At 70.5% G+C, this 22,235-nt stretch carries 16 protein-coding genes and 1 tRNA gene; 5 read left to right on the forward strand and 12 right to left on the reverse strand.

The window, feature by feature from the left end; genetic code table 11:
* Positions 1 to 15: 15 nt before the first annotated feature.
* The 3 genes from ACH4YP_RS25035 (at position 16) to ACH4YP_RS25045 (ending at position 5,734) form a co-directional block, all read left to right on the forward strand.
* Positions 16 to 100, forward strand: a tRNA-Leu gene (locus ACH4YP_RS25035).
* A 307-nt stretch (positions 101 to 407) separates the two neighbouring features.
* Positions 408 to 4,283 carry a Pls/PosA family non-ribosomal peptide synthetase gene (locus ACH4YP_RS25040; protein ID WP_398492565.1) on the forward strand — a complete coding sequence of 1,292 codons (3,876 nt, stop codon included), beginning with the start codon at positions 408 to 410 and terminating at the stop codon, positions 4,281 to 4,283.
* Positions 4,271 to 5,734, forward strand: a complete 1,464-nt coding sequence (locus tag ACH4YP_RS25045; RefSeq protein ID WP_398492567.1) for a M1 family metallopeptidase — start codon at positions 4,271 to 4,273, stop codon at positions 5,732 to 5,734. The genes ACH4YP_RS25040 and ACH4YP_RS25045 overlap by 13 nt, the downstream gene beginning before the upstream one ends.
* Before the next feature lie 3 nt (positions 5,735 to 5,737).
* On the opposite strand, the gene asnB is transcribed toward ACH4YP_RS25045, so the two are convergent.
* From asnB to ACH4YP_RS25065, 4 genes are all read right to left on the reverse strand, one after another.
* Entirely contained in the window at positions 5,738 to 7,591 is a 1,854-nt protein-coding gene (gene asnB / locus ACH4YP_RS25050; RefSeq protein ID WP_398492569.1) for an asparagine synthase (glutamine-hydrolyzing), read from the reverse strand.
* Between the two features lie 173 nt (positions 7,592 to 7,764).
* Positions 7,765 to 8,022, reverse strand: a complete 258-nt coding sequence (locus ACH4YP_RS25055) for an acyl carrier protein (protein ID WP_361071742.1) — start codon at positions 8,020 to 8,022, stop codon at positions 7,765 to 7,767.
* A gap of 51 nt (positions 8,023 to 8,073) precedes the next feature.
* Entirely contained in the window at positions 8,074 to 9,312 is a 1,239-nt protein-coding gene (locus tag ACH4YP_RS25060) for a ketosynthase chain-length factor (RefSeq protein ID WP_398492571.1), read from the reverse strand.
* Positions 9,309 to 10,622, reverse strand: a complete 1,314-nt coding sequence (locus ACH4YP_RS25065; RefSeq protein WP_361071736.1) for a beta-ketoacyl-[acyl-carrier-protein] synthase family protein — start codon at positions 10,620 to 10,622, stop codon at positions 9,309 to 9,311. The genes ACH4YP_RS25060 and ACH4YP_RS25065 overlap by 4 nt, the downstream gene beginning before the upstream one ends.
* Positions 10,623 to 11,783: 1,161 nt before the next feature.
* Between ACH4YP_RS25065 and ACH4YP_RS25070 the strand changes: the two genes are divergently transcribed.
* Positions 11,784 to 12,527 (forward strand): AfsR/SARP family transcriptional regulator, encoded by a 744-nt coding sequence (locus ACH4YP_RS25070; RefSeq protein WP_361071733.1) that lies wholly within the window; start codon positions 11,784 to 11,786, stop codon positions 12,525 to 12,527.
* Positions 12,528 to 12,634: 107 nt separating this feature from the next.
* On the opposite strand, the gene rfbB is transcribed toward ACH4YP_RS25070, so the two are convergent.
* The 5 genes from rfbB to ACH4YP_RS25095 are packed head-to-tail and all read right to left on the reverse strand — an operon-like array spanning position 12,635 to position 17,463.
* A complete protein-coding gene (gene rfbB / locus ACH4YP_RS25075; protein ID WP_361069986.1) occupies positions 12,635 to 13,618 on the reverse strand; it encodes a dTDP-glucose 4,6-dehydratase in 984 nt (327 codons plus the stop codon).
* Positions 13,615 to 14,682, reverse strand: a complete 1,068-nt coding sequence (locus ACH4YP_RS25080) for a glucose-1-phosphate thymidylyltransferase (protein WP_361070028.1) — start codon at positions 14,680 to 14,682, stop codon at positions 13,615 to 13,617. Before ACH4YP_RS25080 ends, rfbB begins: the two co-directional genes overlap by 4 nt.
* Before the next feature lie 12 nt (positions 14,683 to 14,694).
* Positions 14,695 to 14,868, reverse strand: coding sequence for an acyl-CoA carboxylase subunit epsilon (locus ACH4YP_RS25085; RefSeq protein ID WP_398492574.1), 174 nt, complete (start codon positions 14,866 to 14,868; stop codon positions 14,695 to 14,697).
* Between the two features lie 11 nt (positions 14,869 to 14,879).
* Positions 14,880 to 16,436: an acyl-CoA carboxylase subunit beta gene (locus ACH4YP_RS25090; RefSeq protein ID WP_398492576.1), complete on the reverse strand. Its 1,557-nt coding sequence runs from the start codon at positions 16,434 to 16,436 to the stop codon at positions 14,880 to 14,882.
* Between the two features lie 55 nt (positions 16,437 to 16,491).
* Positions 16,492 to 17,463, reverse strand: a complete 972-nt coding sequence (locus ACH4YP_RS25095) for an aldo/keto reductase (RefSeq protein WP_398492578.1) — start codon at positions 17,461 to 17,463, stop codon at positions 16,492 to 16,494.
* A 191-nt stretch (positions 17,464 to 17,654) separates the two neighbouring features.
* Between ACH4YP_RS25095 and ACH4YP_RS25100 the strand changes: the two genes are divergently transcribed.
* On the forward strand, positions 17,655 to 18,806 hold the full coding sequence (locus ACH4YP_RS25100) for a nucleotide disphospho-sugar-binding domain-containing protein (protein ID WP_361069997.1): 1,152 nt from the start codon (positions 17,655 to 17,657) through the stop codon (positions 18,804 to 18,806).
* Here the strand turns inward: ACH4YP_RS25100 and ACH4YP_RS25105 are convergent.
* From ACH4YP_RS25105 to ACH4YP_RS25115, 3 genes are read right to left on the reverse strand one after another with little or no spacing between them, the layout of a single operon-like run.
* Positions 18,762 to 19,745 carry a Gfo/Idh/MocA family protein gene (locus tag ACH4YP_RS25105; protein ID WP_398492579.1) on the reverse strand — a complete coding sequence of 328 codons (984 nt, stop codon included), beginning with the start codon at positions 19,743 to 19,745 and terminating at the stop codon, positions 18,762 to 18,764. The two genes, ACH4YP_RS25100 and ACH4YP_RS25105, sit on opposite strands and share 45 nt — an antisense overlap.
* Positions 19,742 to 21,166: an NDP-hexose 2,3-dehydratase family protein gene (locus tag ACH4YP_RS25110; RefSeq protein ID WP_398492581.1), complete on the reverse strand. Its 1,425-nt coding sequence runs from the start codon at positions 21,164 to 21,166 to the stop codon at positions 19,742 to 19,744. Before ACH4YP_RS25110 ends, ACH4YP_RS25105 begins: the two co-directional genes overlap by 4 nt.
* On the reverse strand, positions 21,163 to 22,212 hold the full coding sequence (locus ACH4YP_RS25115) for a ketoacyl-ACP synthase III family protein (protein WP_398492582.1): 1,050 nt from the start codon (positions 22,210 to 22,212) through the stop codon (positions 21,163 to 21,165). Before ACH4YP_RS25115 ends, ACH4YP_RS25110 begins: the two co-directional genes overlap by 4 nt.
* Between the last annotated feature and the right edge of the window lie 23 nt (positions 22,213 to 22,235).

Raw genomic sequence — 22,235 nt, forward strand, 5'->3', positions numbered from 1 at the left:
CGTGACAGACACCTTGTCCGGGTGGCGGAATGGCAGACGCGCTAGCTTGAGGTGCTAGTGCCCTTTATCGGGCGTGGGGGTTCAAGTCCCCCCTCGGACACATCAGATGAGTGAGGGCCGCGACCAACTGGTCGCGGCCCTCACTCGTCGTCTACGTCCCCTGGCTGGACGGTGTTACGGCCATGTGTGGGGCAGATCTCGTCAGGATGACATACCCCCACGTCAGAGCGTTGGGGCAAGCGCTCTCCAACCCCTCCTGGGGCCTCTTCACATGGCTGAGCCGCAGGTCCGGGGCTAGCGTCGTACTAAAATTACACGCTTGTTTGGAGCTGACCGGAATATCCCCAGGCATACCTGCGGGCCCGCCGGCTCCCCCGGACGTCCCGGGGACCACACGTGAGGACCCGATGGCAGCCCTCGAGCAAGGACCCGCACTCGCGCTGTTCGACGAAGAGGTGCGCGCGGAGTTCGGCGACCCGGCCCGCTTCACCGCCGCTTCCGCCGCCTCGCCCCGCACCCTCGTCGACATCCTCGACGCGTCCGTACGGGCCCACCCCGACGAGCCCGCGCTGGACGACGGTCACCGCTGCCTCAGCTACCGCGCCCTGGCGATAGAGGTCGAGGCCCTGAGGCGGCGGCTGAGCGCCGCCGGGGTGGGTCTCGGGGACCGCGTGGGTGTCCGGGTCCCGTCGGGGACCAACGAGCTGTACGTGGCGATCCTGGCCGTCCTCGCGGCGGGCGCCGCCTATGTGCCGGTGGACGCCGAGGACCCGGACGAGCGGGCCGAGCTGGTCTTCGGCGAGGCCGGGGTGCGGGCCGTCGTCGGCGCCGGGCACGAGCTGACCGTCAACGGGCGCGGCGAGGCGCCGGCCGCGCGGCCCGGTGTCGAGCACGACGCCTGGATCATCTTCACCTCCGGTTCGACCGGGAAGCCCAAGGGCGTGGCCGTCAGTCACCGCAGCGCCGCCGCCTTCGTGGACGCCGAGGCCGAGCTGTTCCTGACCGACGACCCGATCGGCCCGGGTGACAGGGTCATGGCGGGCCTCTCCGTCGCGTTCGACGCGTCCTGCGAGGAGATGTGGCTTGCCTGGCGGTACGGGGCCTGTCTGGTGCCCGTGCCGCGCTCCCAGGTGCGCAGCGGCGCCGATCTGGGGTCCTGGCTGGTCGAGCAGGAGATCACCGTCGTCTCCACCGTGCCGACGCTGGCCTCCCTCTGGGAGCCGGAGGCTCTCGACGAGGTCCGGCTGCTGATCTTCGGCGGCGAGGCCTGCCCGCCCGAGCTGGTGCAGCGGCTGGTCACCGAGGGCCGCGAGGTCTGGAACACCTACGGGCCGACCGAGGCCACCGTCGTCGCCTGCGCCTCCCTGATGACCGGCGAGGAGCCCATCCGTATCGGGCTGCCGCTCAACGGCTGGGAGCTGGCCGTCGTCGACGAGTCCGGCGAGCCGGTGCCCATGGGCGCCAGCGGTCAGCTCGTGATCGGCGGAGTGGGCCTGGCCCGCTATCTCGACCCCGAGAAGGACGCCGAGAAGTACGCCCCGCTGGAGTCGCTCGGCTGGGAGCGCGCCTATCGCAGCGGTGACCTGGTCAAGGCAGAGCCCGAGGGGCTGATCTTCCTCGGGCGGGCCGACGAGCAGATCAAGCTCGGCGGCCGTCGGATCGAGCTGGGCGAGGTGGACACCGCGCTCCAGGGCCTGCCCGGTGTCGCGGGCGCCGCGGCGGCCGTGCGGACCGCCCGCAGCGGCAACCAGCTGCTCGTCGGTTATGTGGTCACCCAGGACGGCTGGGACCACGCGACGGCCGTCGAGAAGCTGCGCGCCGAGCTGCCCGCCGCCCTCGTCCCACTGATCGCGCCGGTCGCCGACCTGCCGACCCGGACCTCGGGCAAGGTCGACCGCAACGCCCTCCCCTGGCCCCTGGAGGGCCTGGAGACCGGCGGTCCCACCGAGCAGCTGTACGGCACCGAGGCGTGGCTCGCCGAGCAGTGGAGCGAGGTGCTCGGCATCCCCGTCGGTTCGGCGCGGGACGACTTCTTTGCGATCGGCGGCAGCAGTCTCGCCGCCGCCCAGCTCACCACCCGGCTGCGTACGCGCTACCCGAGCGCGGCCGTGGTCGACATCTACCAGCAGCCCGTGCTGCGCAAGCTGGCCCGGCATCTGGAGAAGTCCGCGCAGGGCGACGGGTCCGCCCGCGAGATCGCGCCGGTGCCCCTGCGGGCCAAGGTCGTTCAACTGCTGGTGCTCGTCCCGCTGTTCACCCTGCTCGGGCTGCGCTGGACCGTGGCGCTGGCCGCGCTGGGCAACGTACTGCACTGGTTCGGTCCGTATCCGTGGGTGCCGACCGCCTCGTGGTGGGTCGTCGCGGCGGGGGCCGGGCTGCTCTTCAGTCCGCCGGGGCGGCTCGCGATCGCGGCCGGTGGTGCGCGGCTGCTGCTGCGCGGTCTGAAGCCCGGACGGTATCCGCGGGGCGGGAGCGTGCATCTGCGGCTGTGGACGGCCGAGCGGCTGGCCGAGTTCAGCGGGGCGACCGCGCTGACGGGGTCGTGGCTTGAGCGGTACGCCCGTGCGCTGGGCGCCAAGGTCGGGTCCGACGTGGATCTGCACTCGCTGCCGCCGGTGACCGGCATGCTCAAGCTCGGCCGGGGTGCCGCCGTGGAGTCCGAGGTGGACCTGTCGGGGCACTGGCTGGACGGCGACCGGCTGGAGATCGGCCCGGTCAAGGTCGGCGCGCACGCCGTGGTCGGCACCCGCAGCATCCTCTTCCCGGGCGCCCGGGTGGGCAAGCGTTCCGAGGTGGCCCCCGGTTCGGCCGTGTCCGGACACATCCCCACCAGTCAGCGGTGGGCCGGAGCTCCCGCGGCCAAGCTCGGCAAGGCCAAGCGGGACTGGCCCAAGGAGCGCCCGCAGAAGGGCACGTACTGGCGCGTGATGTACGGCGCGACGGGGTTCGCGCTGTCGGCGTTGCCGCTGGTCGCGGGCCTGGCCGCGCTGCTCGTCGCGAGCGTCTTCGTCTCTCCCGGCGCCGGGCTCGGCGAGGCGCTGCGGGGTGCCGCGGTCGCGCTGGTGCCGGCGACGCTCGCCTTCGGTCTCACGTACGCGCTGATTCTGCTGGTCAACGTGCGGCTGCTCAGTCTCGGGCTGCGGCCCGGTACGCATCCGACGCACAGCAGGATCGGCTGGCAGGCCTGGACGGTCACGCAGCTGATGGACCGCTCCCGCGACACGCTGTTCCCGCTGTACGCCGGGCTGGCCACGCCGGTGTGGCTGCGGCTGCTCGGCATGCGGATCGGGCGGGGCGCGGAGGTGTCGACGGTGCTCGCGCTGCCGAGCCTGACGACGGTCGGCGAGGGCGCGTTCCTGGCCGACGACACCCTGACAGCGCCGTACGAGCTCGGGGGCGGCTGGATGCGGATCGGGCGGGCGGAGATCGGGCGCCGCGCCTTCCTCGGGAACTCCGGGATGACCGCGCCGGGCCGTTCCGTGCCGGACGGCGGTCTGGTCGGGGTGCTGTCCGCGACGCCGAAGAAGGCCAAGAAGGGCAGCTCCTACCTGGGGCTGCCGCCGGTCAAGCTGCCCCGCTCGACGCAGGGCGGCGACCAGAGCCGTACGTACGACCCGCCCGCGCGGCTGCTGTGGGCGCGCGGTCTGGTCGAGCTGTGCCGGATCGTGCCCGTGTTCTGCTCGGCCGCGCTGGCCGTGCTGACGATCGCCGCGCTGAGCGCGCTCGGGGCCTGGGCCTGGGCGCTCGCCGGGATCGTGCTGCTGGGCGCCGGGGCCGCCGCCGGGCTGCTGTCCGTGATCGCCAAGTGGCTGCTCGTCGGGCGGCACAAGACCGGTGAGCACCCGCTGTGGAGCGGTTTCGTGTGGCGCAACGAGCTGGCCGACACCTTCGTCGAGGTCGTCGCCGTGCCGTGGTTGGCCGGGTCGGTGCCGGGTACACCCGTCATGAACCTGTGGCTCCGCGGCCTCGGCGCCCACATCGGCAAGGGCGTCTGGGTGGAGAGCTACTGGCTGCCCGAGACGGATCTGGTGACCCTGGAGGACGCGGCGACGGTGAACCGTGGCTGTGTGCTGCAGACCCACCTCTTCCACGACCGGATCTTGCGGACGGATACTGTGGTCCTCCGTGAGGGCGCCACCCTGGGCCCGGGCGGAATCGTTCTGCCCGGCAGCACCGTCGGGGCGCGCAGCACACTGGGACCCGCGTCCCTCGTCATGGCGGCGGAATCCGTTCCCGACGACACCCGTTGGCTGGGCAACCCGATCGAGGCATGGCGTCCCTAGGCGCGGCCCGTACGGCGCCCGGGGAGGGAACACCGGCACGCCGTACGAGCACAGCGCAGGGAGCAGACACTTCAGTGGTTCAGCAGACAGTGGGAGCGGATCCGTACTTCCCGGCGAACGGTGATCCCCGTTACCGGGTGCATCGGTACGAACTCGCCCTGGACTACCGTCCGGGACCCAACCGGCTGTCCGGCACCGCCCGCCTGAACGCCATAGCGGGCCGGTCGCCGGTCGCCGAATTCCAGCTGAACCTGGCCGACTTCAGGATCGGCCGGGTCAGGGTCGACGGGCGGACGAGCCACTACACGCACCGCGGCGGCAGGCTGCGGATCCGCCCGGCGAAGCCGATCCGGGCCGGTGCCGCGTTCACCGTGGAGGTCCACTGGTCGGGCAACCCCAAGCCGGTGCGCAGCCCGTGGGGCGGGCTCGGCTGGGAGGAGCTGGAGGACGGGGCGCTGGTGGCCAGCCAGCCGGTCGGGGCGCCGTCCTGGTACCCGTGCAACGACCGCCCGGCCGACAAGGCCTCGTACCAGATCTCGATCACCACGCCGTCGGCGTACTCGGTGGTGGCGGGCGGCCGGCTGCTGACCCGTACGACCAAGGCGTCCACGACGACGTGGGTGTACGAGCAGTCGGCGCCCACGTCCAGTTATCTGGTCGGGCTGTCCGTCGGGAAGTACCAGACCGTGCTGCTCGGCGATCCGGGTCTCGGCGGTGTCCCGCAGGCCGGGCACATTCCGGCGCATCTGCTCACCGAGTTCTCCCGGGACTTCGCGCGGCAGCCTTCGATGATGCAGCTGTTCGAGGAGCTCTTCGGCCCGTACCCGTTCGGCGAGTACGCGGTGGTCGTCACCGAGGAGGAGCTGGATGTCCCGGTGGAGGCGCAGGGGTTGTCCCTGTTCGGCGCCAACCACGTGGACGGGGCGCGGAGTTCGGAGCGGCTGGTGGCCCACGAGCTGGCCCACCAGTGGTTCGGCAACAGTGTGAGCATCGCCGACTGGCGGCACATCTGGCTGAACGAGGGGTTCGCGAAGTACGCGGAGTGGCTGTGGTCGGAGCGGTCCGGCGGGCGCGACGCCCAGGCGCTCGCGGGGCTCGCGCACCGCAAGCTGTCCGCGCTGCCACAGGACCTGAGGCTGTCCGACCCGGGCCGCAAGCTGATGTTCGACGACCGGCTCTACGAGCGCGGCGGGCTGCTGCTGCACGCGGTGCGGTGTGCGCTGGGGGACGACGCGTTCTTCCGGATGCTGCGCGGGTGGGCCTCGGTGCACCGGGGCGGCACGGTCACCACGGCGGCCTTCATCACGCACGTGGCCCGGTATGCGGCCGAGCCCTTGGACGACCTGTTCCGGGCCTGGCTGCATGAGACGGCGCTGCCGCCGTTGCCGGCCCGGTCGGCGGCGGTTCCGGTGCGGCCGCCGTATCCGCCGACGAACGCGGGGCCGGCCTAGGGGTCAGAGGTCGAGGCTGACGTCGTACTCGGTCAGCCAGGCGTCCAGCCACAGCGCCATCTCCAGGCTGCCTCGGTCGTACGGCCGGCTCACGTCTCCCATCGGCCGGTCCATGATCCTGCGTACGCGGGCCGGATCGAGGAGGGGCAGCACGGGTGAGTCGGTGTTCGAGACGACCTCCGCGAGCCGCGTCCGCAACGCCCGTTCATAGGCGGGGTCCTGGGTGGCGGGGTACGGGCTCTTCACCCGCTCGGTCACGGACGCCGGGAGCAGATCGGCGGACGCGGCCCGGAGCAGGCTCTTCTCCCTGCCGTCGAACGACTTCATGGCCCAAGGGGTGTTGAAGACGTACTCGACCAGACGGTGGTCGCAGAACGGCACCCTGACCTCCAGGCCGACCGCCATGCTCATGCGGTCCTTGCGGTCGAGCAGGGTTCCGACGAAGCGGGTGAGGTTGAGATAGCCGACCTTGCGCATCAGCCGGTCGTCCGGGGACTCGCCGGGCAGTACCGGCAGCTCCCCGAGGGCCTCGTGGTAGCGGTCCTGGCGGTAGCCGGGGATGTCGAGCTTCTCCAGGAAGCCCTTGTCCAGGAGCGCGAGGCCGCCGAAGTAGCGTGCGGAGCCCGAGGTCAGCCAGGGGAAGGTGTCCGCGTGCACCGCTCCCGGGTTGCGGAACCAGCGGTATCCGCCGAAGAGTTCGTCGGCCGCCTCGCCCGAGAGCGCGACGGTGGAGTGCCTCTTGACGGCCTGGAAGAGGAGATAGAGGGAGGGCCACATGTCGCCCCAGAACGCGGGCGGCTGGTCGACGGCGCGCAGCACGGCGGCCCGCAGCACGGGGTCCGTCAGCTGGTCGCTGTCGAGGACCACCTCGGTGTGTTCGGAGCCGACATGCGCGACCACGTCCCGGACGAACGGCGCGTCCCGCATGCCTCGTACGGCATCGGGCAGGAACCGCTCGTCGGCCTGGGCGAAGTCCACGGAGAAGGACCGGACGGCGTCCGCGCCCCTGGCCGCCCGGGAGCGTGCGGCGAGCGCGGTCACGGTGGAGGAGTCGAGGCCGCCGGAGAGCAGGACGCACAGCGGTACGTCGGAAATCATCTGCCGGGTGACGATGTCCTCCAGCAGCTCCCGGACCGTGGCAATGGTGGTGTCCAGGTCGTCCGTGTGCTCCCGGGCCTCCAGCTTCCAGTACGTCCGCTTGGCGAGCCCACGCCGGCCGACCCGCACCACCTGCCCCGGACGGACCTCGTACATCCCCGAGAAGACGGCGGCCTCGGGGGTCTTCACCATGTCCAGGATCTCGCAGAGACCGTCCGCTCCCACCGTGCGGGGTGCCAGGGGGTTGGCCAGGATCGCCTTGGGCTCCGATCCGAAGAGCACGCCGTGTTCCGTGGGCATGTAGAAGAGCGGCTTGACGCCCATGCGGTCGCGGACGAGCAGCAGTTCCTCGCTCCTGGTGTCCCAGACGGCGAAGGCGAACATCCCGTTGAGCCGCTCGGCGATGCCTTCGTTCCACTGGAGGTAAGCCCGCAGGACCACTTCGGTGTCGCCGGCGGTGCGGAAGTGGTGGCCGAGAGCGCTCAACTCCTCGCGAAGTTCACGGTAGTTGTAGATCTCGCCGCAGAAGGTGAGGCACACGAGGGTTTCCCCTTCACCGTCCTGCGCCGTCATCGGTTGGGCGCTGCCGGCCAGGTCGATCACGGCCAGCCTGCGATGGCCGAGGGCCGCGTGCCGGTCGCTCCACAGTCCCTCCGCGTCGGGGCCGCGGCACGACATGGTCCGGGTCATCGCCCATGCCGTGGCCGATTCCCGGGTGAGGTCCCGCTCGAAGTCGACCCATCCTGCTATGCCACACATCGCGGTTGATTCTCCTGTCGGTTGCCGACTTCCTCAGGGATACCGAGCCCGGCCCGGAACTCCCCGGTGCCCGGCCGGGCACCGGGGAGTTCCGGGGATGCGGGGGTGCCGGTCGTGCCGGAGAGGTGCGTCCGGCGTGCGGCGCCTCGGGTGGTGCGAGGGCCGCCCCGCCGTCACACCCGCTCAGCGAGTCCGGCGTTGATCCGGTCCGTCAACTGCCGTGGCGTCCTGGTCTCTGCGACGATCTCGTCCGGCAGCTGGACCGAGTAGTCGCGCTCGACACGGCTCACCGTGTTGAACAGGGCGAGCGAGTCGTAGCCGAGGTCTTCAAAGGTCAGGTCGAGGATGTCGCCCTCCAGATCGACGGACTCGTCCTCCCCGGCGCACTCCCGCAGCAGCCGGACCAGGTCCTGGACGGTGAACGCGGCCATCTCCATCAGTTCCTCTCGAGGTGGGGAATCGGCTCTCGTCGGAGAGCCCGGTCACACGGTCTTGCGTACGACCAGGGCGGAGTTGAATCCGCCCTGTCCGCGCGCGAGGATCAGCGCGGTGGTCACCTCCCGTTCCCGGGGGGTGTCGCGGACGAGGTCGATCAGATCCTCGTAGGCGGGGGATTCCACATGGACGGCGGGCGGCAGCACGCCGTCGCGCAACGACAGCAGAGCCGTCGCCAGGTCCAGCGGAGCTCCCCCGGCGAGCAGTCGGCCCGTGGTCGCCTTGGGCACGCTGACCGGGACGGCACAGGGCCCGAAGACCGCGGCGATCGTCTCGGCCTCCAGCCTGTCGAGCTCCGGAACACCGCCCGCGTCGGCGAAGACCACTCCGATGTCGGCCGGTGCCAGCCGTGCGTCGGCGAGGGCCAGTTCGACGGCCCGGCGCAGCCCGGGCGGACGGCCGGATCCCGGCCGGGGATCGAAGGTGGCGGCGTATCCGATCACCTCTCCGTAGCCGCGCTCGGCGCCGCGCCTGTGTGCGTCGGCGGCCCTCTCCATGACCAGCAGGGCGCCGCCCTCTCCCACGACGGAACCCGCGGCGCGGCGGTCGAAGGGGAGGAACGCCTCGCGTGGGTCGTCGCAGGTGCTGATCCGTCCGGAACGCAGGATGCACAGCCAGCTCCAGGGCGACAGAGAGCCGTCGACGCCTCCGGTGATCATCAGCGAGGTGCCGGACCGCAGATGACGCCGGGCCTTGGCCACCGCGTCGAGACCGCCCGCCTGCTCGGCGACGATCGCACTGCCCGGTCCGCGCAGCCCGTGCCGGATCGAGATCTGTCCGGTGTTCACCGGGTAGAACCAGGCGAACGACTGGTAGGCGCTGACGTACTGGCCGCCCTTGCTCCACAGTGCCTCCAGTTCCTTCTGCCCGAACTCGAAGCCGCCGGCGGAGGCCGCGGTCACCACGCCGCAGGTGAGCGGCGGCAGGTCCCTGGGGTTCACGCCCGCGTCCGCGAATGCCTCCTCCGCGGCGACCAGCGCGAGGCGGGTCATCCGGTCCGTCTGCGGCAGCAGCCGTCCGGGTAGGCGTGTGGCCGGGTCGTACTCCGGTATCTCGCCGGCGATCCTGGCGGAGTAGCCGGAGGGGTCGAAGCGGGAGATCCGGCGGATGCCGCTCTCGCCGCGCAGCACGGCGGCCCAGTAGTCCTCGGTGCCGAAGCCGTTGGGTGCCACGACGCCGATCCCTGTGATCACGGTGCGGACCCGCGTATCGGCCGCGCGGCTCATACCGCCCTCCGCTCCGGCTTGTTCAGCACGACGGCGCTCTGGAAGCCGCCGAAGCCGCTCGCGACGCTGAGCACCGTGTCGACCCTGCTCTCGCGGGCGATCAGCGGCACGTAGTCCAGGTCGCACTCGGGGTCCGGCTCGTGGAGGTTCGCCGTGGGCGGGATCACCGAGTGCTCGATGGTGAGGGCGCAGGCCGCCACCTCCAGGGCGCAGATGGCCCCGAGTGAGTGTCCGATCATCGACTTGATCGAGCTGACCGGGGTGCGGTAGGCGTGCTCGCCCAGGCTGCGCTTGAAGGCGGCGGTCTCGTGCCGGTCGTTCTGCTTGGTCGACGAACCATGGGCGTTGACGTAGTCGATGCCGGCCGGGTCGAAGCGGGCCTCGTCCAGCGCGGCGGTGATGGCGTCCGCCATCTCCAGTCCGTCGTCGCGCAGTCCGGTCATGGAGTACGCGTTGCAGCGCGAGGCGTGGCCGGAGACCTCGGCGTAGATGTGCGCGTCGCGGCGGCGGGCATGGCCGAGCTCCTCCAGTACGAAGATCGCGGAGCCCTCGCCGAGCACGAAGCCGTTACGGGTGCGGTCGAAGGGGCGGGAGGCGGTCTCCGGGCTGTCGTTGCGTGCGGTGGTGGCCTTGATGGCGTCGAAGCAGGCCACGGTGATCGGGGAGATCGCCGCGTCGGAGGCACCCGCGATCATGACGTCGGCCGAGCCGTCGCGGATCAGGTCGACGGCGTGTCCCACGACGTCGATGCCGGAGGTGCAGCCGGTGGACACCACGCCCACGGGCCCCTCCGCCTCGGCGGCCCATGCGAGTTCGGTCGCCATGGAGGAGGGCACGAAATAGTCGTAGAGATAGGGGGAGCCATGGAATTCTTCGACGAGCCATTTTTTTCCCTCGTCGCTGACGAGTGCGTATTCGCTGTCGAGGCTCATGGTGCTGCCGCAGGCCGTTCCGACCATGACTCCCGTCCGACAGGGATCGGACTGGCCGATGATTCCGCTGTCTTCGAGTGCCTCATCAGCGGCCACCACGGCGAATTGCGTCGTGCGATCCCATTGCCGAATCTGTCGGCGGCTGAGACCTGCCGAAATCGGATCGAAGTCGCATTCCGCGGCCACCCGTGACCGGAAAGGGGTCGCATCGAACATCGAGATGGTACGTGTGGCCGTCCGGCCTGCCGTCAGCAGCTCCCAGTACTGCTTCTTTCCGATTCCGCCCGGTGCCACCACGCCAATTCCGGTAATGACGACCCGGCGCCCCTCGTGTAACCCCGCCACCGTATCTCCCTCTGCTGACGCTTCCCGGCTCATGGCTTGCAGTGACCTGAAGGCCGGGTCGGGACGACAATGGGGCGCGTCGTTCGAGAGCAGTTCGAGCCGCCGTCCACCGGCCGTCGCGGCGGGGCCCGCGGGTGGGACGTCCCGGGTGCGGCAGAGCACGACGGCGCCGGACACCAGGTGGCCCACCGGCCCGTACGCCGGCTCCGCACGGACCCCTCAGGGAGGCCAATGTCCGGCGAACACGGCAGGCACGCGCCGACTTAACATCAGGCGCGTTCGCCTGCGCACCGGAATAATCCACCTCGCCCGAAATCGCCACCGAAGCAGTGCCAATCTCAGCGCCTTACCGAACGCCAAGGTGAATCTTATGTTCCAGAATTTTCGGGCCGCCGGAACGGGCCGGCGCTTGACCAACCCGGGCGGGTACTTGACCAACTCTTGAGACGGACTTGATTCTGAATTCAAGGTTTCGCCGAGAGAGTTACATCCAGCCACATTCACCAAATTCGGGGGTCGAACTCAGAGTGGGCTACTCAAGATTGCGTGTATCGCCGACCGTGAACGTCGCGCCGCAGGGCCTGACGCCGAGGTGGGAGGCCCTGCGGTCCGGCCGCGCCGCCTCCGCCGAGCACGTTCCGCCGTCGCCCCACGGACCAGCCCGTCCCTGTCCTCGAACGGCCCGCTCCGGTACCTAGGAGCGCTGCCCGCAAAGGTCCGGAGGCCAATGCGGCGCATGCCGCCGCCTCCGGCTCGCTCATCGCCGTCGCACGGCAATCCCCCCACATGGACAACGCTCGAACCGGTCAGCCCCGTTCCGGGTGATCCGGTGCGCACGGTCGGACCTGACGGCCCGTCCGACGCACGCCGCCGGCCGTCCCCATCACAGCCGACGGGACTCGGGATCCTCCTCCGGAGCGGGCCGGGCGCGCGACCGCTCAGGCGCCGCGCCCCGTCGCAGTGATGCGGTGAGAGCCGGCCCATGCCGAGATCGCCCGGTCCTGGGCCGACCCGCAGCACGCACGGCCTCGTACCACCGCAACGTCGCACGGCCTCACACAACCGAACCCAGGCGCGCGCGGCAGCACCGAGCCACGCCAAAGAGGACATGGGGGCTTCGCCATGATGTTCAACATCCTTGGGCCACTGGAAGTCATACACGAGGGCCGAACCTGTACACCCACGGCACAGAAGGTGCGCTGGACGCTGGCTCTGCTGCTGTTCAGAGCGGACCGGGTCGTCGACCGTGCCTCCCTGATCGACGAGCTCTGGGGCGACGAACCGCCGCGCAGCGCCGTCACCACCCTGCAGACGTACATCTACCAACTCCGCAAGAACTTCAGCCAGTTACTCGGTGACGCCGCGGGCGGCGACCGGATGATCCTGACTCAGCCCCCCGGATACGGGATCCGGCTCCTCCAGGACGACCACCTCGACCTCCATGTCTTCGAGCGGGACACCAGGCGGGGACACCACTTGGTGAACCTGGAACGGTACGAGGAGGCCTCCCAGGTGCTGGCCGGGGCGCTCAAGCTGTGGCGTGGTGCCCCGCTGGCCGACATCAGCAGGGCCGGGCGGCTCATCGAGGCGCACATCGTGTATCTGGAGGAGCTGCGGATCGAGGCCGTGAAGCTGCGCATCCTCGCCGAGAGCAAACTCGGCCGCGATTCCAGCTTCATCCCGGAACTGCGTGAGCTGGTGTCCATGCATCCGCTCAACGAGTGGTTCCACGGCGAGCTGATCAAGGCCCTGGCACGGGCCGACCGGCGCGGAGAGGCGCTGGAGGCGTACCAGGACCTCCGCCGGATCCTGCTCGACGAACTCGGTCTGGAGCCGTCCGCCCCGTACCAGAGCCTGCAACGGCAGTTACTCACCGGCGACGGGGCGAGGAGCCTCTTCTCACCGTTCGCCCCGGAGCCGGTCTCCCTGACCCGGTGACCGCCCCGGAGCGGCTTCCGTGACCTGCTGGGATCCCCTCGGATCCGGGCAGACACACTCCCGGCTCGGCGCGGGGCTCGCCCCGCGCCGAGCCGGTCGGGCAACGGTCACAGGGCCGCCCTGGCCTTGAGGGGCTCCCACCACGCACGGTTGTCGCTGTACCAGCGGACGGTGTCGGCGAGTCCGGTGGCGAAGTCCACCTCGGGGACGTAGCCGAGTTCCGCACCGATCTTGGTGCAGTCCACGGAGTAGCGGTCGTCATGGCCCTTGCGGTCGGTGACATGGACGACGCTGTCCCAGTCGGCCCCACAGGCCGCCAGCAACAGACCGGTGAGCTCCTTGTTCGACAGTTCGGTGCCGCCGCCGATGTTGTAGACCTCGCCCGCACGTCCCTTGGAGCGGACCAGCTCGATGGCGCTGACGTGGTCGTCCGTGTGCAGCCAGTCGCGCACGTGGTGCCCGTCGCCGTAGAGCGGTACCTTCCGGCCGTCCAGCAGGTGGGTGATGAACAGCGGGATCAGCTTCTCGGGGAAGTGGTGGCGACCGTAGTTGTTGGAGCAACGCGTCACGCGTACGTCCAGGCCGTGGGTGCGGTGGTAGGAGAGCGCGATCAGGTCGGCGGCCGCCTTGGACGCCGAATACGGTGAGCTGGGCGCCAGCGGATGGGTCTCCGGCCAGGAACCGCTGTCGATCGAGCCGTAGACCTCGTCGGTGGAGATGTGCACGAAGGTCTCGATGCCGGCGCGGTGCGCGGCGTCGACCAGCGTGTGGGTGCCGGTCACATTGGTCCGTACGAAACGGGCGCCGCCGTCGATGGAACGGTCCACATGTGTCTCGGCGGCGAAGTGCACGACCTGATGGTGCTCGGCCGTCAGGGCACCCACCAGGCCGGCGTCACCTATGTCCCCGTGCACGAAGGAGAAACCGGGATGCCCGCGGACCTGGTCGAGGTTGGCCGGACTGGCGGCGTAGGTGAGCCCGTCCAGTACCGTGATCGCCACGTCACCGGGGCCTCGGGGGCCCAGCAGTGTGCGTACGTAGTGGGAGCCGATGAAGCCGGCTCCGCCCGTCACCAGGATCTTGGTGGTCATGCGGAGATCTGCACCTTGCTGTGATCGCCGAGCACCAGGCGGTGCGCGGCGGGCTTGCGGGGGGCGGGGGTGACCGTGACGTGGCGGCCGATGAGGGATGCCTCCACTCGGCGCACCCCGGTGAGCGAGGCGTCGGCCAGGACGATCGAGTACTCGATCTCGCTGTCCTCGATCCGACAGCCCTCGCCCACCGCCGTGAACGGTCCCACGTACGCGTCCGTGATCACCGTGTCGGCACCGACGATCGCGGGACCGACGATCCGTGAGCGGCGTACGCGGGCCCCGGCCTCGATCCGTACCCTGCCGATGATCTCGCTCTCCTCGTCCACCGTGCCGTCCATCGCCGTCTCCACGTACTCCAGCACGGAGCGGTTGACCTCCAGCATGTCGGTGACGTTTCCGGTGTCCTTCCAGTAGCCGGAGATGATGGTGGAGCGCACGTCGCCCCGCCGGTCGATCATCCGCTGCAGGGCGTCGGTGATCTCGAGTTCGCCGCGTCGGGAGGGCGTGACGGCGCGCACCGCCTCGTGGATGGCCGGGGTGAACAGGAACACTCCGACCAGGGCCAGATCGCTCTTGGGCCGCGGCGGCTTCTCCTCCAGGGCCACCACCCGACCCTCGGTGTCGAGTTCCGCGACACCGAACGACGACGGGTTGGGGACCTTGGTGAGCAGGATCCGCGCCTCGGGGCGCTCGGCACGGAACTCCTCGACGAGGGACGCGATGCCACCGACGATGAAGTTGTCGCCCAGGTACATCACGAAGTCGTCGTCTCCCAGGAACTCCCGGGCGACGATCACCGCGTGCGCCAGGCCCAGTGGGGCGTGCTGCCGGATGTAGGTGACCTTGAGGCCGAACCGGGAGCCGTCGCCGACCGCCTCACGGATCTCCTCGCCGGTCTCCCCCACCACGATCCCCACGTCGATGATGCCGGCCTCGGCGATCGCCTCCAGCCCGTAGAAGAGGACCGGTTTGTTCGCCACCGGCACCAGTTGCTTGGCCGAGGTGTGCGTGATCGGCCGCAGCCGGGTACCGGCTCCGCCGGACAGTACGAGTGCCTTCATCGTGGCCATGCGTCAGCCCTGCCAGGAGTGGGGAGCGCGGAAGCCGTGCGGGCGCCAGACGGTGGTGCCCGGAGCACGGGGTGCTCCGGCGGTGGCCCGTGCGCGGGTCAGGAACAGGACCGTGAGAGCGGCCAGGTCCTCGGGGGTGGCCACGCCCTTCTCGATCCGTAGGCCGAGGGTGCTCATGGGAGTCTCCGTCACTGAGGGGGGTTGCCGTGTTTGCGGGACGGCAGGTCGGCGTGTTTGGTGTGCAGCATGGCGAGGGAGCGGATGAGGACCTCGCGGGTCTCGGCGGGGTCGATGACGTCGTCGACCAGGCCGCGCTCGGCCGCGTAGTAGGGGTGCATCAGCTCCGCCTTGTACTCCTTGACCATCCGGGCACGCATCGCCTCCGGATCGGCCGCCTCGGCGATCCGGCGTCGGAAGATGACGTTGGCGGCGCCCTCGGCGCCCATCACGGCGATCTCGTTGGTGGGCCACGCGTAGGTGAGGTCCGCGCCGATGGACCGGCTGTCCATGACGATGTACGCGCCGCCGTAGGCCTTGCGCAGGATCAGTGAGATCCGCGGCACGGTCGCGTTGCAGTAGGCGTAGAGCAGCTTCGCGCCGTGCCGGATGATGCCGCCGTGCTCCTGGTCCACGCCCGGGAGGAATCCGGGCACATCCAACAGCGTCACGATCGGAATACTGAACGCATCGCACAACTGGACGAAACGAGCGGCCTTCTCACTGGCTTCGATGTCCAGCACCCCGGCCAGGCTCTGCGGCTGGTTGGCGACGATGCCCACCACCTGGCCGTCGAGCCGGGCCAGGGCGCAGATGATGTTGCGGGCCCAGCGCTCGTGGATCTCCAGGCAGTGGCCGTCGTCGACGAGCTCCTCGATGACCTTGGCCATGTCGTACGGACGGTTGCCGTCCGCCGGGACCAGGTCGAGGAGCGTCTCGTTGCGCCGGTCGGCCAGATCGGTGGGCTCCACCCGCATCGGGGTCTCGCGGTTGTTCTGCGGGAGCATCGACAGGAGGTAGCGGACCTCCGCGATGCACGTCTCCTCGTCGTCGTACGCGAAGTGCGCCACCCCGGAGGTCTCGGCGTGCACGTCGGCGCCGCCCAGGCCGTTCTGGGTGATCTCCTCGCCGGTGACCGCCTTGACGACGTCCGGGCCCGTGATGAACATCTGCGAGGTCTCGCGGACCATGAACACGAAGTCCGTCAGGGCCGGGCTGTAGGCCGCACCGCCCGCGCACGGGCCGAGCATCACGGAGATCTGCGGGATGACACCCGAGGCGCGGGTGTTGCGCTGGAAGATGCCGCCATAGCCGGCGAGGGCCGAGACACCCTCCTGGATTCGGGCGCCCGCGCCGTCGTTGAGGGACACCAGCGGCGCACCGGCCGCGATGGCCATGTCCATGATCTTGTGGATCTTCGTGGCGTGGGCCTCGCCCAGCGCGCCGCCGAAGATCCGGAAGTCGTGCGCGTACACGAAGACCGTACGGCCCTCCACCGTGCCCCAGCCGGTGATCACACCGTCCGTGTACGGCTTCCTCGCCTCCAGGCCGAACCCGGTCGCCCGGTGGCGGCGCAGCTGCTCCACCTCCTGGAAACTGCCCTCGTCCAGGAGGAGTTCGATGCGTTCGCGAGCGGTCAGCTTGCCCTTGGCGTGCTGCGCCGCGGTCGCCGTCTCGCTGGGTCCGCGAAGCGCTTCCGCGCGGATCGCATGGAGCTCGGCCGCCCGTCCACGGGTCTCGTCCGCCATGGTCAAGTGCTCCTCGTCGCCGGGACAAACGGGCCGTACCGCCACACACCGGGGATCAGCGGCGCAGCGCGACACGAGGACCCGTCACCCGCTCCGGCGGCACCAGCCCGCTGAGCCGCTCGACGAGTTCCGCGGACGGACGGATGCCCGCCGCGCTCAGGTTGGCCGCCAGGTGGTCACCGCTGCGGGTCCCGGGGATGGGGACGACGTCGTCGCCCTGGGCGAGCAGCCAGGCCAGGGCGAGCCTGGATGCGCTGAGTCCGGTGTCGGCGACCGCCACGTCCAGTTCCGCGGCCAGCTCCGCGTTGCACCGGAAGCTCTCGCCCTGGAAGCGCGGATGGTTGAGCCGGATGTCGCCCGGCCGGAGCTGACCGGGCTCGGCCAGCGTGCGGGTGAGGAAACCCTTGCCGAGCGGGGTGTGCGCGACGAAGCCGATGCCCAGTTCACGGGTGGTCGGCAGGATCTCCTCCTCCACGTGCCGCTCCCACAGCGAGAACTCGCTCTGCAACGCGGTCACGGGATGGGTGGCGTGTCCTCTGCGGATCTCGTCCGCGGACGCCTCGGACAGGCCTATGTGCCGGATCTTGCCCTCTGCCACCAGCCCGGCGAGGGCGCCCACGCTGTCCTCCACCGGCACCTTCGGGTCGACACGGCCCAGGTAGTAGAGGTCGATGTGATCGACGCCGAGCCGGCGCAGCGAGGCCTCGCACGCCGTGCGGAGGTACTCCGGGCGGCCGTCGAGGACCTTCGGCGGTCCGCCGGGGCTCTCCGCGCGCAGTCCGCCGCGCGTCGCGAGGGCGACCCGGTCCCGGTGGCCCGCGATCGCCCGGCCGACCAGTTCCTCGTTCCTGCCGTCGCCGTAGAAGTCGGCGGTGTCGATGAAGGTCAGTCCCAGCCGCAGCCCCTGCTGGATGAGCGCGGCGCACTCGGCGTCGTCGGCCGGTCCGTAGGCGCCCGTCATGGCCAGGCAGCCGAGGCCGACCGCCGAGACCTCGAGTCCGCCGGTGCCGAGTTTTCGGTAGTCCATCGCATGCTCCATCCGGATCCGACTGATGGCACCGAGCGTCCGCGTGTCTGCTCGACGCAAGGTCCAGTACCGCTCGGTGTCCGGGTGAGCGCGTGGTCCGACATGCCGGCCGGCGAGCTCCTGGCTGTGTGCGGGGGACCATGGACCGTGGCTCGACCCTCCGTCGAGCCGGTCGGACTTGGATGACCGGCATGAAGATCCTGGTCATAGCGGGTTGCTCCGAGGGCTTCGTCATGCCCCTCGTACCTCTGTCATGGGCGCTGCGCGCCGCCGGCCACGACGTGCTGGTGGCCGCCTCCGAGAACATGGGACCGACCGTGACCGGCGCGGGACTTCCCTTTGCGCCCACCTGCCCGGCCGTGGAGATGCCGGAGGTGCTCTCCTTCGACCGGGACGGCAACCGGACGACGATGCCGCGCGAGGAGGAGCCGCTGCTGCGGCACATCGGCCGGGGCTACGGCCGTCTGGTGCTGCGGATGCGGGAGAACGCGCTGGCGCTCGCCGACCGGTGGAAGCCGGACCTGGTCCTCACCGAGACGTACAGCCTCACCGGGCCGATGGTGGCCGCCGAGCGCGGCATTCCATGGATCGAGCAGGGCATCAGGCTCGCCTCGCCCGAGCTGATCAGAAGCGCCGGTGTCGAGGAGCTGGCCCCGGAGCTCGACGCGCTCGGTCTCACCGAATTCCCCGCTCCCCTGCTGTCGCTCGACGTCTGCCCGCCGAGCATGCGGCCCCGGCAGCGGCCGGGTACGACGAAGATGCGGTACGTGCCCTACAACGGCCGTACCGATCAGGTGCCGTCCTGGGTCTTCGAGGAGCGCAAGCGGCCGCGGCTGTGTCTGACGTTCGGTACCCGGGTGCCGCTGCCCAACAAGAACACGATCCCCGGCGGTCTCACCCTGCTGCAGGCACTGAGCCATGAACTGCCGAAGCTCGGCTTCGAGGTCGTGGTCGCGGTCTCCGACCGACTGGCCGCCACCCTGGACCCGCTGCCGGAAGGGGTGCTAGCCGCCGGCCAGTTCCCGCTGTCGGCGATCCTGCCCGCCTGTGACGTCGTGGTCCACCACGGCGGGCACGGCACCACCCTGACCTGCCTCGCCGAGGGCGTACCGCAGGTGAGCGTGCCGGTCATCGCCGAGGTGTGGGACTCGGCCAGGCTGGTGCACGCGGTCGGCGCCGGGATCCAGGTGCCCTGGACGGAGGCCTCGGTGGAGACGGTGACCGCGGCCTGCTCGACCATCCGCGACGACTCCTCGTACGCCAGGACCGCTCGCGGTCTGAAGGACGAGATGGCCGCGCTAGCCAGCCCGGCCGACGTCGTCCGGCTGATCGAGCGGGGATGACGCGGCCGCGCGGGCGCTGATCCGGTCGAGGAGTTCGGCCTGCCGCAGGATCGCGGCGGCGTACGGCTCGAAGTCCTCCCCGTCGATGACCGCCCGCGCGAACGCCCCTGCCACGTTGGTGAACTGACGGTCCGTCGGGAGAGTCAGCCGTTCGTCGTCGCCGCGCCGTTCGAGGCGGACCACGGGCACGTGGTCGTCGGGTGTGCTGTAGGCCCGGTGCAGGGAGACGCGGCCCTCGCTCCCCCAGAGCGCGTAGTGGTTGCGGTAGGCGTGATCCGTCCCGTAGCCGAGCTGGGCCGTGACGCCGCTCGGGGAGCTCAAGAGCGCCGTCCCGTGCGTCCGGCTCTCCTGGGCGCCCAGGACGGCGAGTTCGTCTCCCAGGAACAGCCGCGCGGCCCGTACGGGGTAGGTGCTCACCTCGGGAAGTGTGCCGACCGATCCGCCGGACGGGAGCCGAGGCACACCGAACTCGGCGGTGAACACCCGTGGTTCGCCGATGGCTCCGGAGGCGACCAGTCGCCGGACCGCCGCGTGCTGCCCGTGATGGAGGAACATGAAGCTCTCCATCAGCAGCAGCCGGCGCTCCCGCGCGACCCGCACGGCGGCCAGGGCCCGCGCCGCGTCGGGGGCGAACGGCTTCTCGCACAGCACGTGTTTGCCCGCCTCCAGTGCCCGTACGGACCACTCGACGTGCAGGTGGGGCGGCAAGGGCAGATAGACCGCGTCGATGTCGTCCCGGGCCAGCAGCGCCTCGTAGCCGGTGACGGCCGCACAGCCGAACTCCGCGGCGAGCCGCTCCGCCCGGCCGGCGTCGCGGCCGGCGACGGCGGTCAGTCGCACGAGCGGCTGGTGCGCCAGCGAGGGAAGCATGCGACGTCTGGCGATGTCGGCGCAGCCGAGGACCCCGATCCGCAGGGGCCGGGCCGACGGTCCGGTCACCAGGTGGTGTGCAGGGCCGCGAGCAGGCTGCGGGCCTCGATGTTCAGGTAGTTGCTGTGCCGCAGCAGTTCCGTCAGCTGCCGTACGGTCATCCACCGGTACTCCTCCGGTACGTCGAGCGGGAAGTCCTCGCCGGCGTCGATGATCTGGTGGCGGGTCTCGGCGTGGTGGAAGCGGCCGCCCTCCTCCGACTGCACGACGTCGTAGGCGACCCGCCGTGGGTCGGCGTCGCACACGAGGTCCAGGAAGCGCGGCCGCGCCGTGTCCGGCAGGCCCGCGAGGTTGCCGGGCGCGCACTGCACGGTCGGGGCGAGTTCCACCGCCTCGCGGTATCCGGCCGACAGCCTGGCGTGCATGAGCACATGGAGGACACCTTTGACGGGACGCACCACGAAGGCGGACCGGCCCCGGCCCACCGGGGCGAACATCGGCTGGGTCCAGTGGGACACCTCGCGGTTGGCCGCGGTCACGTCCACGGCGACGACCTCGAAGTACCTGCCCTCGTCATGGGCGATCCGGTCCGCGGACCGGTGCCAGCGGCCGACCGAGCCCAGGGGAGTGTGACGACGTACGAACAGCTGTCTGGCCCTGGTTTCGGTGAGCCAGCCGAGGATCTCGTCCAGCCCGTGGAGCGACCGTTGTGCGCGTGTCAGCGAACGCACCAGTGCCCGGCGGTACCCGGAATCGTCCTCGGCCTCCGTGGGACGGCCGTCGGCGGAGGGCTCGAAGGGGATGCAGGACAGGACGGTACGGGTGTCCATGTTCACCGTGTTGTCCTGCCGGAGGAGGCCGTGCAGTTGGCCGACGGTCACCCAGCGGAAGTTCTCCAGGACCGGGACGTCCTCGGTCACCTCGACCACCACGTTTCGGTTCCCCTTGCACAGGAACCACGAGCCCTGCTCGGACTGGATGGAGTCGGCCAGTACCCGGCCGCGCCGCGGGCCGGTGAAGTACTCCAGGTACGGGGTGTGCCGCCCGCCGTGCACCCGTGTGTAGTTGCTGCGGGTGGCCTGCACGGTCGGCGAGAGCTGGACGGTGTTGACGTTGCCCGGTTCCATCTTCGCCTGGAGGAGACAGTGCGGCACCCCGTCGAAGGTCTTCACGACGATGCCGAGCAGGCCGATCTCGGGCTGGTTGATGATGGGCTGTGCCCAGGAGCCGTGCACCGGATGGTCGGTCGTCACCCGCAGGCCCTCCACCCGGAAGAACCGGCCGCTCTCGTGGGCCAGGTCCCCTCCGTCCTCCTCGAAGTGCCAGCCGGTCAGGTCGCCGAACTCGATCCGGCGGACCCGGAAGTCATGGGCGTTCCGCTGTGCGCGGAGCCAGGCCGCCAGGTCCCGGTCCGTGTCCGTGTCCGTGTCCGTGTCCGGGGCCCAGGTGCGGGCCCGGGCCGGGACGGCGAAACCCCTCGCGACGGTCATCCGACGACTGCGGCGGGGACGGGCGCCGGGGCGGGCCAGGACGGCACGTCCAGGATCTCCAGCACCACGCAGACCGTCGCGAACCCGGCCGACGCGCCGCACAGCATCACATGGTCGCCGGGGGTCAGGTCCCCGTTGAGGAGCAGGTGTTCCAGTGCCACGGCCTGGTCGCTGCAGCCGAGGTGCCCCACCGTCCGGCCGAACTCCCAGGACGACCGCTCCATCGGCAGACCGACCTGGGAGAGGAAGAACTCGACGATGAATCCGGCCATGTTGTGGTAGACGACCCGCGAGATGTCCGCGGTCTTGATACCGGCCTCGGCGATCGACCGCTCGGCGAGTTCGGTGTTGAGCGCGGCCATCAGATGGGCCGCCTCCCGCTCCTCCATGTGCCGGGTGACCGAGGCATGCCGGGCGCGCAGGTCGACGAGGCCGCGCGGGGCCGGCGGATGCAGGGGCTCGTCACCGCGGTTCATCTGCTCCAACCGCGGCACGGTCCCCGAGTTGACGGCACGGATCCTGGCGAAACCACCCGCCGTGCCGAGGACCATCGCGCTGCCCGCGTCGCCGGGCAGGTACACGTCGGACGGCCAGCGCTCCAGCCAGGGCCCCATGTGATCGGCCGCGGTCAGCAGGACCGAGGTATGGCCCTGGGCACCCGTCAGTTGGCCGACGGCCAGTTCCATCGCGCTGAGCATGCCCGAGCAGCCGGTGCGCAGTTCGATCACACCTGCCTTGCCGCCGCCGAGCTCACGCAGCGTGTAGCCGGGCAGTGACCAGCCGTCGGGGCCCGGCTGGAAGACGCTGGAGTGGATCAGGGAGTCCAGTTCCGCCGAACCGAGTCCGGCCCGTTCCAGCGCGGTCGCCGCGGCTGCCGTCGCCATGTGCGCCGGGGAGGTGTCCCCTGCGACCAACGTGCCGGTCAGCCCCATGAGTTTCAGGTCGTCCGCCTCGTACAGGCCCTCGTCGACGGCCTGTTGGGTGCTCGCTCGCGGCGGCAGATAGCTGCCGACAGAGCGCACGTACACCTCGCTCTTGATCTCCACCGTCGACTCCCGTCTCGTCCGTG

The sequence above is a fragment of the Streptomyces sp. NPDC020747 genome (genome assembly GCF_044334695.1).
In the GTDB taxonomy this organism is placed as follows: domain Bacteria; phylum Actinomycetota; class Actinomycetes; order Streptomycetales; family Streptomycetaceae; genus Streptomyces.